Genomic DNA, 12,311 nt, shown 5'->3' on the forward strand with positions numbered 1-12,311 from the left:
GGAAAGTGATTAAAGACTGCAAACGACGACCCCTACAATGATTCCAAGAAGTGCGCCGAAAAAAACCTGAGTTGGTGAATGTCCAACGAATTCCTTGAGCTTTTCCTCAGGTGAAATATCGCTGTTCTGCACAAACCAGTCCATCATGTTGTTGATGACCTTGGCCTGCTTACCGGTCTCACGCCTTACACCCATAGCATCGTGCATTACGATAAGAGCAAGTATTGCTGTAACTGCAAATTGGAAGGTCTCAGATCCAAAGTTGAAAGCTGTGGCTGTCACCATTGCCATTACAGTGGCTGAGTGTGAACTTGGCATTCCTCCATCTCCCAGAAGTCTTTCGGGATTAAAGTTTTTATTTACAGCAACGTATATGATGGTCTTCAAAACCTGAGCTACCAGCCAGCCACAAAATGCAGCTATCAGTATTTGGTTACTAAGTACACCGTTAATAAAACTCATTAAAGCATCTCCTTAAGGTACACTTCTATTGCGTCGTGCCAGTCAGCGAACATAAAGTCAGATGTAAGCTTGAACATATAGTTCTCAAGTATGCTGTATGCGGGTCTTGGAGCAGCCTGAGGGTTCTTCTCAGTGTACTCTTTTGTTGTCACATGGTTAACCCTTGTGGACTTTCCGGCGATCCTGAATATTTCCTCTGTAAAGTCTGCCCAGTTGGTATCACCCTCGCAGGTACCGTGGAATACTCCGTAGTTCTCGGTTCCGAGAAGGTAATGGATTGCCTTTGCCAGCTCTTTTGTACTGGTTGGTGTACCGAGCTGATCTTTAACTACGCTTACTTCGTCATACTTCTCTGAAAGGTTCAGCATTGTCTTAACGAAATTCTTGCCATCTCCGTAAAGCCATGCGGTTCTTATGATAAAGAAATCCTTGGCGAACTGTTTTACCATCTCTTCGCCGGCAAGCTTTGTCTTTCCATATACACTGACAGGTCCTGTCTTATCAAATTCTGTATAAGGTCTTGTACCATTTCCTTCAAAGACATAGTCGGTTGAGACATGGACAAGCTTAGCTCCTACCTCGGTTGCAGCTATTGCAAGGTTTCTGGGGCCGATCGCATTGATCTTGTAAGAAAGATCAATATCACTCTCCTGCTTATCAACTGCTGTATAAGCTGCGCAGTTAATGATGGCACTTGCCTTAGTCTTTCTGGCAAGGTCAACTACCGCGTCAACATTAGTGATATCAAGCGGAATGATCCCTTCTCCCTGAAATACGTCTGTATTGATAAGCTCGTACTTATCCTTTGGAAGTTCCAAGTTAATTGCTCTTCCAAGCTGTCCGTTGCATCCGGTTACAATAATTTTCTCCATTTTAGGCACCTTTCAGTTTTATCTGACGAAACACTTAGCGGACGACATCTCTGCCGTCCGCCTATTATTTACAATACGTATGCAGATATCAATCTGCGTACTCCACACCGTTAACCTTGAACTTAGAGAATGACTTACCCTTAAGCTGAACAACAAAGATCATTGTTCTGCCGGTGTTGAAGGTAACCTCATTACCGTTGTCATCAAAGTATCTGGTAGGTGTGTAGTCGTCTGTCTTTTCCCAGGTAACGTGGATCATCTTGCCCTTGGTGATAAAGTAACCGTCGTTGGTTGTATCGTGCATCTGATAAGCAAGGTATCCGTTGTCATCACGTGTCTCGTGATATGTTCTCTGGATCACGATATTTGCAAATGAAAGCTGCTCGCCTGTAAGAGCATCCTTCTGAGCTGAGCCGTAAAGAGTCTTAAGATATACGCCCTTCTCTTCATCATAAGTAAGGGTTGACTTGGTAACAGGGAAGCATCCTGCCATATCGATCTCAGTTGCCTCTACTGCATCTGAGTAATCCTCAAGTGTGTTGGGATTTGTATATCCTGTAAACTTAAAGTGTGGCTCACCATTGAATGAATCTCTGTGCTCAAGTGAGAAACCGGCCTTGCTGATAGCACTTGATACGTGAGAGCCATCTGTGTAAGCAGTATGCTCTGAAGTACTTCCCTCAGGTACTCTGAAGAATGCGCCGTAATCAGAACCCATAACACCGCCGACACCGTTTAAGTTATCTACATCTGAACGTGTAAGGATTGTCTTAACATAGAGCTCAGGTCCGCCGTAGTGAACGATAACCGGATCATACTCAAGAGCTGCATATACGAAGTAATCACGGATACTACGAATATTACCGATACGCTCAAGATTCTGCCAGTCCTCAACGATACCCATCTGACGGCTCATGCTGCCCTCTTCCATGATCTCATAGAAAACTGCAACATTGCTAAGTCCGTACTGTGGCTGAGCTTCCTTGTTGATAGGATACATAACTGCGATAGGTCTTGTATTATTTACCTCTTCATCAACCCACTGGTTTGTGAAGTAGCTTCTTACCATTCCTTCTGCAGGAGGAGCATCCTCATCGATAACTTCTTCCTCCTCAGAGGTTGCCTCTGTTGCTGCCGGAGTTACTTCCTGTACATCTTCAAGTTTCTCGATGCTGAGTCCCACAACAGCTTCATCGCTGGATTTTCCGCAACCAAAAAGCATTGTTACAGCAAGTCCTGCAACTAATGCAGCTTTTAACTTTTTCATTTCCAAAACTCCCTCTTTAAAATTTTAACTCATGTGATTTTAACACAAGATAGTTCACTCGCCAAGTCCTGTTTCTATAGCCTCAATCAGCGCCTGCATGGCCTCTTCTTCATCGGGGCCCTCGCACTTGAACTCCAGTTCATCGCCGCATTTTATGCAAGCTCCCAAGACACTCAGTACGCTCTTTGCATTGGCCGTGTTATCACCATAATTAAAAGTAATGTGTGATTTATAGTTCATCGCCACTTTGCAAAGATTGCCGGCCGGACGAAGATGTAATCCTGTAGGATTGGTAATGACAACTTTTTTCGTTACCATTAAACGTTTCCTCCTATTTAATTCTGCTCAACTGTCACATAGACACTTACTGTTCCCTTTTCACTGACGCCCTCAGGAAGTACCCAGTCAACATCTGCGCTGTAGGTGCCTTCCTTAAGTTCTGTAAGGTCATTGGCAGCAAGTATCTCATCCACACTTACACTACCCTGAAGGGAATTCTCTGAAATTGCATTAAGTGCGGTTGAAAGACCCTGAAGAGTCAGCGATACGGTATCATATTCGCTGTCATCCACATAGATCTTGAAGCCATCGACTTCTCCCTTAACACTGACCTTGGACACATCCACGTCATAGGTTCTGCTCTCGACAGGTGATACATGTACCACTACTGATACGGAGCCGTTAAAATCTTTGTCAGCAAAAGTTGTTCCCGATGGCAGGTACTGACTTAAGTTATAGGTATAAGCCAGATTTGAATTAAGTCCATCAAGATTTATGTTCGGATCATCAACGACTATCTCGTTTATCGATGCCAGAGTATTGCTTCTGCCGGCTATCTGCACAGCATCAGGGGTACTCTCGATCTCTTTTGTAAAGATGTATCCGTTTGCCGGCTCTCCGGTCACATTATAAGTGATCGGTACATACTTGGTCTCATAGATAACAACATTGACTCTTACCGTCTTGATGTTCATTGAGACAAGCGAAGCATCTACAGGCTCTCCCTCGGAATCAAGCAGTACGATATCCGCATCGGTTCCGATGTTGGAGGTAAATCCTGTGACATCGACATCTACTGTGGCAGAAGCCACTCGAGTTACAACGGACTCAGGTCCGCTTATCCTCACCATGTTCTGCTCGGTGGAAACATCGCCTATAACATAGCCGTCAGCCAGTGACCCTGAGGTCGTTGCGCCAAGAGCAAGAGACTTTGAAGCCTTCCTCTCTACGCTGAGCTTGACCATGTCGGAGCTTGTGTCTATCTTTTCAATCTTGTCAAAGTACTTGTTGGTCTTAACATCGATATTGACGGTATTGAAGCTTGAGAGCTCCTGCAGATCAGCCGTCGCAATAATGTTGTTAAGACTCAGGGAATCTATTATTGATCTGGGTGCGTAGATCGTCACGCTGCTGATGGTATCACTGCCATCAAGAATGGTGTAGACCTGGCCCTGATCGGTAATAAGATTGGTATTCTTGAGTGTTACGGGAATATTGTTGTATCTCACCGAAGTGATGGGGTCATTTATGTTGGTTACAAGGAACCACACAACCATCGCAAATATCAGTGAAGCAAGCTTAAGTCCCCAGTTGGCCGTCAGTCTCTTCATTTTCTCACCTTGGCCTTTCTGGCAAGGTACTTGATGGGCGCTTCTTCCTCATGTTTGTCCTGAATAACTCTCAGGCGCTCCCTTAGCCTGTCACTGTCAAGAGCCCTCTCAAGCTCACCTTCGTATGCAACGCTTATCTTGCCGGTCTCCTCTGAAACTATGATTACAAAGCAATCTGTAGCCTCAGACACACCGATTCCGGCACGGTGTCTTGTTCCCAGTTCCTTACCGATTCCCATGTTGTCGGAAAGCGGAAGATAACAGGTTGCCGAAGTGATCCTGTCACCCCGGATAATAACTGCTCCATCGTGAAGCGGTGTATTATGCTCGAAAATATTGATGAGAAGCTGACTGGTTACAACTCCGTCCACATCAATACCGGTTCTCTCATACTCAGTAAGCGGGTGATTCTGCTCGATAACGATGAGCGCTCCGGTCCTTACCTTGGCCATTTCAACGCAGGCTCTTGTGATCTCGTTGAGAGTCTTGTCTGAGAATCTTCCGGAGCTCTTCATATCGCCAAGGGATAAGACATTGGAAAAGAAATTCTTCCTGCCCAGTTCTTCCAGTGCCTTCCTGAGTTCGGGCTGGAGTATTACCACAATAGCTATGATGGCTATGCTGAACACTCTTTCAACAATCCATAGGATCGTCGACATGTTCAAAAGCGCGCATAGCAAAATGAACACAAGAATAACTATGACCCCCTTTAAAAGAGACCATAGTCTAGTACTTCTTGCCCATACCAGAATGTGATATATCAGAAAAGCAATAATAAAGACTTCCAATACATCAGAAAATCTGATGGTCGGCATGTGAAGGCTTGTTCTGTTGAAGTCAAAAATAAAATCTATCTGATCCATGACATTCCCCAAAAACTAATCAGTGCTGCTCCCTTGCGCGGTTAATCTTTTTTACCTTCCTTTCGGGGGTGGCGACAGTAACCTTAGGCACTGCCTTGACATAGTAATAATACTCGTCATCTTCAAACTGAACCTTCTCGGTTCTGCTGTAATCCATGTTAAATGCAAAGAACTCAACTACCAGCATAAGGAGTGCTGAGATGATGGTTCCCAAAATAACCCCGGCGATCGATATCTGTGTATCTGACATGATATCTCCGATGAGGGTAAAGATCATAAGTCCGATGGAACCTGCTGCGATAGCAATCTTCCAACAGTGATCGATTGAAGATCTTCTGATGATGTAAACCAGCACAAGAACGATTGCAAATACAATTATCATCACCATCATCTCCTTGTTGCCGATGATTCCATTGACGATAGTGGAAAATCCGTTGGCTGCCTCCACTACTCCGTCACTGCCAAAGCTTGTGGCATTGGATGAGAAGTAGGTGATCATGTATGAGATCACAAGTCCGAAAGAAACAGAAACTACTGACGCCGGTGTTCCCAAAAGCCCCATGGCCAGTGGCATAACATATGGGATATGCATGAAGAAAAATATCGGTGTCAGAAGAACTGCCAAAGTGTCTTTTGGTGAAAATCTAAAGTACAAAAGGAACATCAGAATAAATATCACCAGTGCGATGAGCGCACACTCCATCGCAAGGGAGTACAGATGTCCCAGGATAAACGCTGCTGAAATGAACACAATAAAGTTAGCCGGAAGAATTGCGCACAAAAGCGAAGCCATCATGACAATGGCAATATTAGTAAGTGCATCCATATATCCGAGCTTGCTGTTGATAACCATGATTGACACAAGTGCCAGAAGGAATTTCCAGACATATGTGATGTAGGTTTCATACTTGATGTAAAATCGCTTTATATACTGTTTTAATTCCAATAGTGATGTCATGTCATTGTTCCTTTTCGTAGATTCTGGCTAATTTCTTAAGATCTGCATAATATGCCTTCATACTCTTACGCATCTTGCTGTAACGATAGGAATAAATGACATATGATACAAGAGAATACACGCCAACAAGCAGGAGGTAATACATCAAGTACCTCCTGCCGATGGCTAATAGATTTTCAGTATTGTATAAATTCGATAAAACGGTTTCAAAGTTGCATAAAACATAGGTCGCGACTACTACTCCAAAGACAATAGTGGCGCTTATCAAAGATTTAAGAACATTGAATCCAATGTAGTCACTCTTAAAGTATGAATTGATTGCGTCGTTCTTCTTGCCTTCGCGATCTATGAAGGCAGCCATTTTGGTCATCAAAATGACTTTTTCTTCGTTTAACATCGCTGCTCCTTAAGTATCCAGGAAGCGCATTCCGGCCTTAGGCTCCTTCTTAACAGGCTGCTGAAGTGCAGGCTTTGGTTTTGCAAAGGTGCTGTTAAGAGTATTGGCCATACTGGTCTTACACTTAGCACAAAATCTTCCTGTTGTTATAGGCTCTCCACAGCCCTCGCAGAGAAGCTGGATCGGAGAATCCTTTGAGAACATAAGTCTCTCTTCGCGAATCCACTGCTGGATCTGCTTGGTAGAAACCTGATTTTCTTCAGAGATCATTTTCAAGCTCGCAGTAGGATTGTCTTCTATGTACTGTTTTACCTTTTGGAAATCTTCCTCAATGGCCTTCTTACAAGGGTCGCATATCGGCTGACCTCCGATGTAATTAAACATCTTCCCGCATCTTGCACAATTCCGTAAGTTCATAAGCTGACCTCCATATATTTAAGTAGTTTGCCCGATAGCAAGAGTCAAACAGTATATTTTTTGAACTCCCGCCATCCGAAACTCATGGGCGATCTCATCAATAGTACTTCCAGTTGTATAGATGTCATCGATAATTAGTACGCACTTAAATTTTACATCATTTTGGGCTATAATAAAAGCCTTTTTCAAATTATTACGGCGTCCGCGGGCGTCCAGTTCCTTCATTGGAGCTGTGTTTCTGACCCTTCTTACCAGACCCTTAAAGACGGGTATTCGCAATTGTGCGGAAACTGCTTCTGCGTAAACTGCTGCCTGATTGTAGCCCCTCTTTCTCTCTTTAGCCGGATACATAGGCACCGGAACTATAGCTTCGATGCCGAGACCTTTAAGTTTCCTGCCAAGGAGTTTACCTGTAGCCCATCCGTAGAACTCAGCGTATTCCTGCCGTCCCATATACTTGAATCTGTATATGGATCCCGAAATGGATCTGTAGGCAAATACAGAGTAGCCCCTGTCAAAATTATGCTTCGTCCGTCTGCAGTCCTCGCAGTACTCCTGTGTATCGTCCGAAAGTGGTTTCCCGCACTTTGCACAGGTTGCGCCTCTTACATATTCAATTTTCCCAAGGCACTTTCTGTGAATCAGTCCCGCTCTTTTTATGTGCCCATCTCTAACTTCAAAGACCGGAACTACCCCGTCGCATACCGGGCACCTTCCGGGGTATAAAAGATCCAGTGCCCGTTTAAAACTCTGATGTATCAAATATTTCTATGATCCTGTCTTTCAATCCTGTATATCTTTTAAGTTGCTCCTCGTTCTCCACCATGCTCATAAGAGTCTGGCTGCTGCCGAGGATACATACCGTACTCCTTGCTCTGGTAACCGCCGTGTACAGAAGGTTCCTGTTAAGGAGAACCCTTGGCCCACCCAGTATCGGAAGCACAACCGCCGGATACTCGCTTCCCTGAGACTTGTGAATGGTTATGGCATAGGCAAGCTCTATCTCATCAAGATCCGCAAACGGGTATCTGGCCTGTCTTCCCTCATCAAACTCCACGATCACATCCTGTGAATAGTCGTTTATCTGCTTGATGACTCCCATGTCTCCGTTGAACACTCCGGTTCCGGAATCTATGGCGATGTTGAACTTGCCGACAACCTCCCAGGTGGCCTGGTAGTTGTTTCTTATCTGCATTACCTTGTCGCCCTCGCGGAAGGTGCAATCGCCATAGGTGTGCTCCTTCTTGTCCGGGGACGGAGGATTTAGATGCTCCTGAAGGATAAGGTTTAGCTGCTGCGCCCCAAGAGGTCCTTTCTTCATCGGGGTCAGCACCTGGATATCGTAAGGTCCTGCGTCCACATAGGATGGAAGCTTGTCCCTTATGAGCTGTACCATGTGCTTGTAGATGACGCCCGCTTCGCTCCTCTCAAGGAAAAAGAAATCCTTGCTCTTGTTATCAAGAACCGGCTTCTCCCCGTCGTGGATCCTGTGGGCGTTCATGACGATGTCGCTCTCCTCGGCCTGCCTGAATATCTTTTTCAGATAGGTCGTCGGGAATTTGCCACTGTCTATAAGGTCCCTGAGGACCTGTCCCGGGCCTACGCTTGGAAGCTGTGAGCTGTCGCCAACCAGTATCAGGTGCACTCCCGGTACCAGTGCCTTTAGCAGTGCGTAAAAGAGATGAATATCCACCATAGACATCTCATCAATGATGATCGCATCCGTCTCTAAGGGGTTATCTCTGTTTCTCTCAAAATGTACGCCGGAACTCTTCACTGACATGTCATCGGACATCTGTCCCGAAACTTCCAGCAGTCTGTGAATGGTCTTGGCCTCATACCCTGTCGCCTCGGTCATTCTCTTGGCAGCTCTTCCCGTAGGCGCTGCCAGCATGATGTCCAGCCCCATCCCGGCATAATAGCTGATTATGGTGTTGATGGTAGTGGTCTTACCTGTTCCCGGGCCTCCCGTGATGATAACAACACCGTTGGTGATGCTCTGCAGCACTGCATTTCTCTGAAGATCGTCAAGCTCGATTCCCTTGCTCTCTTCAAGCTTCAATATGAGCTTCTTGTACTCCTCTTCCTGGGCAGGTGTTATTTTCTCCTGAAGATTAAGGCCCTCAAGCATGGCTGCGCAGCCCTGTTCCTCGTAGTAAAAGCTTGCTGAGTAAACCTGGTCATCCCCCTTGCAGATGAGCTTACGATCCATCATCAGATTGGATATGTGAGTCTCTATATTGTCCCTTCTGATCTCGTATCCGGGCCTTGTCTGGAGCACCTGTATGGTTCTTGCTATAAGGTCTTCCATGGGAAGATAGGTGTTTCCATCAGCTGCAGACTGAGAGAGGGCATAGAGGATTCCGCTCCTGATACGGTAGTCGGAATCAACAAGGATTCCTGCTTTCTCCGCGATCTCGTCGGCAGTCTTAAATCCGACGCCGTTTATGTCCTCAGAGAGCTGGTAGGGGTTCTCCTTGATAACGCTGTATATGCGATTTCCGTAGGTGTTGAATATCTTGACCGAAAGGGCATTTCCAATTCCAAACTGCTGCAGGAAGATCATGGCATCGCGCATTTCTCTTTTGCTGGCCATCTGCATTCCGATGTCCTGGGCCTTATTAAGGCTTATGCCCTTGACCTCTGCAAGCCTCTCGGGCTCATCCTCAATGATCCTGAAGGTGTCATCTCCGAATAGCTTGACAATACGCGCAGCAAGAGCTTCCCCCACGCCTCTGATTGCGCCAGAGCCCAAATATCTCTGCATTGAAGCTGCATCATCGGGTATTGATATCTCGTAAGACGAAGCCTTGAACTGACTTCCGTAGACAGGGTGATTGACGTATTCACCCTCTATCTCGATGGTGTCACCCACATCGACATCACGAAAAGAGCCGGTACAGATGATCTCGGTATCGGCTGTAACAAGATTCAAAACCCCATAGCCATTCTCGGCATTTTTATATAAAAAGTGTTCTATGTATCCCTTTACTTTTTCCATAGAGTGAATTATAGCATAGAAAAAGTCGCCAAGACTTTAAGATTTTCTTAAGATTTGGCGACTTTTATATTTTTATTAAACCTGCTCGGGTCCCTGCGTCTTTTCTGCTTCAGGAGCCGTAGGAATGTCATAATTTCTTTTCAGATTCTCGTATAACATCTGGGCGAAGCCGTTACTCTGGGTATCTACCGAATCAGCACATACTTCCTGAAGAGTCTGATTCTTGAAGTAGTCAACCAGTGTCGAGGTGGATTTGTCCTGACTCTCAGGCTTTAGGGCATCCACGGACTTCTGCATCTCCTTGAAGATCTGCTCCATGAAGTAGGCTTCAAATCCCTTGCAAGCCTGCCAGAGTTCATCGTCTGTTGACTTTGCCGAGGTGTTCTCAAGCTTTTTCTGAAGAGCGATGGTGCTGGCATTCTTGCTCTCCTGCATTGCATATTCACTTATTGCCGATGCGTTTATTCCGCTGACATTAAAGCTCGCCATAACTTCCCCTAACTACAGCTTATCTCTTAAGAGAGTTAGCTGTCTGCATCATCTCATCTGTTGTCTGGATCGCAGTTGAATTCATTTCATACGCACGCTGCGCAACAATGAGGTTAACCATCTCTGTTGCTACGTTTACGTTTGATCCTTCAAGATATCCCTGAACCAGCTCGGATCTCTTTATGTTTCCGGCTGCCTGATTCTCATTGATAGCTGCTCCGCTGGCTGCTGTCTCCTGCCATGCCACGCTTCCTACTCTCTGAAGACCTTCTCTGTTAGGGAACTGCCAAAGACCTATCTGCATTCCGCCAACTTCCTGAGGAACGCCCTGTGCATCGGGATAATAGATCTTGCCGTCTCCGCCGATGGTGATACGGCTGGCAACCATGTTTCCGTCTACCTGAATAGGCTGATCATTGATTCCAAGAACCTTGTTACCTTCTGCAGTGGTAAGAACAAGAGGTGATCCGTTTCCGCCGGAAAGAGCCCATGTGAAGTTACCGTTTCTTGTATATAATACTTCTCCGTCAGTTGCTCCCTGGTACTTGAAGAAGCCATCGCCACTAATGGCAATAGCTGCAGGATTTGCATTCTCCTGAAATGATCCCTGGGAAAAATACTGATTGATCGTAGAAGTACGAACACCAAGGCCTACCTGTGATGTGGTGGGCTTGGGTGCGCCGTTTGCTGTTGTAGTTATAGTCTGTAACTCTTGATATAAAAGAGATTTGAACTGAGCGCCCTGTGCCTTATAGCCCGTTGTATTAACGTTGGCGAGATTGTTGGATATTGTATCCACATTCGTCTGCTGGGCGTTCATTCCTGTAGCTGCTGACCATAAACTTCTTACCATATTCAGTCACCTCCGATTCAGTAAGAGCTGTTACCATCCGTGGCTCTTTGCTGAACAATGCGTCATCCGTGACTTCAATATAGTTCTCTGTTTATTTATCGTCATACTGCGCGAGTTAAATTATTAAAAATTTATAAAATTTAACTCAGGGTTCCGATCTGGTTAACTGCCTTCTCCAAAGTATCATCGATTGTGGTGATCATCCTCTGGTTGGTGTCGTAGTTTCTCTGAACTGCGATCATGTTAACCATCTCATCAACTACAGAAACATTGGACTGCTCCAAAAATCCCGCATAAACCTGGCCGGTAGCCTCTACCTGAGCAGCATCGTCAGTGGGAACAAAGCCGTTCTCGCCGTAGTGCTCAAGTGTTGTGTAGGTAGTCATACCGTTTCTCTGAACCGTCTTTTCAAAGTCGAAGACACCTATGGTGGCAACAACCTGTCCATCCTGAACAACCTCTCCGTTGGTAGAAATCTGTACCGGAAGGTTGGGATCAAGTTCAATGTGTCCCTGATCCTGTGAAAGAACAAAGTCGCCGTCCTGAGTAACCAGCACGCCTTCGCTGTTAAGAGTGAAGTTACCGTCTCTTGTATAGAGCACCATCTGCTCATATCCGTTATCTCTCATCTGATCAAGAGAGAGCTTACCTGCCTTGTAGGCTGCCAGAGTCCTGTCGTTCTGATATCTTGAAAGTCTCCAGTCATTGGTATTTCTGGTGCCGGTTGTATCCTCGTCCTCGTTTTCATCCTCAGCCTTCATGGCGTATTCGATCCCGAAGAATCCGCTTCCGCCGATGGCCATATCGAAGGTGTTATGAGTCTCCTTCATGGGACCCTCGGTCCAGTCTACATAGCCCTCGCCGATCTTAACACCGGGATTAATAATGCCCAGTCCACGGGCAGTGAACGGGGCATCAGTTATGTCTTTAATTTTGAGCGCAAGCTGATCCTTGAAAGACTGTGCAGTTGCGCCTTCCTTCTTGTAACCGTTGGTATTGGCATTGGCAAGATTGTTGGTGAGCACATCCATCCTGTGCTGCTCATTGATCATCCCTGTGTAAGCAGTGTAAAGACCCTTTACCATACAAAGTACCTCATGCCATCCTGGCCATTACTACCGC

General features: G+C 45.7%; 14 protein-coding genes. All 14 read right to left on the reverse strand.

Features of this window, described 5'->3' with window-relative positions; genetic code table 11:
* Positions 1-9: 9 nt before the first annotated feature.
* The 14 genes from G589_RS0107585 to G589_RS0107650 all read right to left on the reverse strand — a co-directional run bounded on the left by G589_RS0107585 (position 10) and on the right by G589_RS0107650 (position 12,274).
* Positions 10-462, reverse strand: coding sequence for a divergent PAP2 family protein (locus G589_RS0107585; RefSeq protein ID WP_026521688.1), 453 nt, complete (start codon positions 460-462; stop codon positions 10-12).
* The gene (gene rfbD, locus G589_RS0107590; RefSeq protein ID WP_026521689.1) at positions 462-1,334 is read right to left on the reverse strand and encodes a dTDP-4-dehydrorhamnose reductase; all 873 of its coding nucleotides are present in this window, start codon (positions 1,332-1,334) and stop codon (positions 462-464) included. The genes G589_RS0107585 and rfbD overlap by 1 nt, the downstream gene beginning before the upstream one ends.
* An 88-nt stretch (positions 1,335-1,422) precedes the next feature.
* Complete coding sequence (locus G589_RS19240; RefSeq protein WP_051192244.1) at positions 1,423-2,601, reverse strand: DUF3048 domain-containing protein; 1,179 nt, start codon at positions 2,599-2,601, stop codon at positions 1,423-1,425.
* Positions 2,602-2,655: 54 nt separating this feature from the next.
* Positions 2,656-2,919 (reverse strand): HPr family phosphocarrier protein, encoded by a 264-nt coding sequence (locus tag G589_RS0107600; protein ID WP_022768085.1) that lies wholly within the window; start codon positions 2,917-2,919, stop codon positions 2,656-2,658.
* Positions 2,920-2,936: 17 nt separating this feature from the next.
* Complete coding sequence (locus G589_RS0107605; protein ID WP_026521690.1) at positions 2,937-4,211, reverse strand: CdaR family protein; 1,275 nt, start codon at positions 4,209-4,211, stop codon at positions 2,937-2,939.
* Positions 4,208-5,074 (reverse strand): diadenylate cyclase CdaA, encoded by an 867-nt coding sequence (gene cdaA, locus G589_RS0107610; RefSeq protein WP_051192245.1) that lies wholly within the window; start codon positions 5,072-5,074, stop codon positions 4,208-4,210. The genes G589_RS0107605 and cdaA overlap by 4 nt, the downstream gene beginning before the upstream one ends.
* 19 nt (positions 5,075-5,093) lie before the next feature.
* Positions 5,094-6,032 carry a hypothetical protein gene (locus tag G589_RS0107615; protein ID WP_026521692.1) on the reverse strand — a complete coding sequence of 313 codons (939 nt, stop codon included), beginning with the start codon at positions 6,030-6,032 and terminating at the stop codon, positions 5,094-5,096.
* Between the two features lies 1 nt (position 6,033).
* Positions 6,034-6,429, reverse strand: coding sequence for a hypothetical protein (locus G589_RS0107620; RefSeq protein ID WP_022768081.1), 396 nt, complete (start codon positions 6,427-6,429; stop codon positions 6,034-6,036).
* 9 nt (positions 6,430-6,438) lie between these two features.
* Entirely contained in the window at positions 6,439-6,846 is a 408-nt protein-coding gene (locus G589_RS0107625; protein WP_022768080.1) for a hypothetical protein, read from the reverse strand.
* A gap of 18 nt (positions 6,847-6,864) precedes the next feature.
* Positions 6,865-7,608, reverse strand: a complete 744-nt coding sequence (locus tag G589_RS0107630) for a ComF family protein (protein ID WP_026521693.1) — start codon at positions 7,606-7,608, stop codon at positions 6,865-6,867.
* The gene (gene recD2, locus G589_RS0107635; RefSeq protein WP_026521694.1) at positions 7,589-9,847 is read right to left on the reverse strand and encodes an SF1B family DNA helicase RecD2; all 2,259 of its coding nucleotides are present in this window, start codon (positions 9,845-9,847) and stop codon (positions 7,589-7,591) included. Before recD2 ends, G589_RS0107630 begins: the two co-directional genes overlap by 20 nt.
* Positions 9,848-9,922: 75 nt before the next feature.
* Positions 9,923-10,336, reverse strand: coding sequence for a hypothetical protein (locus tag G589_RS19245; protein WP_051192246.1), 414 nt, complete (start codon positions 10,334-10,336; stop codon positions 9,923-9,925).
* Positions 10,337-10,355: 19 nt separating this feature from the next.
* On the reverse strand, positions 10,356-11,189 hold the full coding sequence (locus G589_RS0107645; protein WP_022768076.1) for a flagellar hook-basal body protein: 834 nt from the start codon (positions 11,187-11,189) through the stop codon (positions 10,356-10,358).
* A gap of 140 nt (positions 11,190-11,329) precedes the next feature.
* Positions 11,330-12,274, reverse strand: a complete 945-nt coding sequence (locus tag G589_RS0107650) for a flagellar hook-basal body protein (protein WP_026521695.1) — start codon at positions 12,272-12,274, stop codon at positions 11,330-11,332.
* Between the last annotated feature and the right edge of the window lie 37 nt (positions 12,275-12,311).

The sequence above is a fragment of the Butyrivibrio sp. VCB2001 genome, assembly GCF_000423965.1.
In the GTDB taxonomy this organism is placed as follows: Bacteria; Bacillota; Clostridia; order Lachnospirales; family Lachnospiraceae; genus Butyrivibrio.

What these genes read in the sequence shown, in the direction of transcription:
- G589_RS0107615 (WP_026521692.1), bottom strand. Translation starts at nt 6,032, where the DNA reads ATGACATCACTATTGGAATTAAAACAGTATATAAAGCGATTTTACATC.
- G589_RS0107605 (WP_026521690.1), bottom strand. Translation starts at nt 4,211, where the DNA reads ATGAAGAGACTGACGGCCAACTGGGGACTTAAGCTTGCTTCACTGATA.
- rfbD (WP_026521689.1), bottom strand. Translation starts at nt 1,334, where the DNA reads ATGGAGAAAATTATTGTAACCGGATGCAACGGACAGCTTGGAAGAGCA.
- recD2 (WP_026521694.1), bottom strand. Translation starts at nt 9,847, where the DNA reads ATGGAAAAAGTAAAGGGATACATAGAACACTTTTTATATAAAAATGCC.
- cdaA (WP_051192245.1), bottom strand. Translation starts at nt 5,074, where the DNA reads ATGGATCAGATAGATTTTATTTTTGACTTCAACAGAACAAGCCTTCAC.
- G589_RS0107585 (WP_026521688.1), bottom strand. Translation starts at nt 462, where the DNA reads ATGAGTTTTATTAACGGTGTACTTAGTAACCAAATACTGATAGCTGCA.
- G589_RS19245 (WP_051192246.1), bottom strand. Translation starts at nt 10,336, where the DNA reads ATGGCGAGCTTTAATGTCAGCGGAATAAACGCATCGGCAATAAGTGAA.
- G589_RS0107645 (WP_022768076.1), bottom strand. Translation starts at nt 11,189, where the DNA reads ATGGTAAGAAGTTTATGGTCAGCAGCTACAGGAATGAACGCCCAGCAG.
- G589_RS0107650 (WP_026521695.1), bottom strand. Translation starts at nt 12,274, where the DNA reads ATGGTAAAGGGTCTTTACACTGCTTACACAGGGATGATCAATGAGCAG.
- G589_RS0107620 (WP_022768081.1), bottom strand. Translation starts at nt 6,429, where the DNA reads ATGTTAAACGAAGAAAAAGTCATTTTGATGACCAAAATGGCTGCCTTC.
- G589_RS19240 (WP_051192244.1), bottom strand. Translation starts at nt 2,601, where the DNA reads ATGAAAAAGTTAAAAGCTGCATTAGTTGCAGGACTTGCTGTAACAATG.
- G589_RS0107600 (WP_022768085.1), bottom strand. Translation starts at nt 2,919, where the DNA reads ATGGTAACGAAAAAAGTTGTCATTACCAATCCTACAGGATTACATCTT.
- G589_RS0107625 (WP_022768080.1), bottom strand. Translation starts at nt 6,846, where the DNA reads ATGAACTTACGGAATTGTGCAAGATGCGGGAAGATGTTTAATTACATC.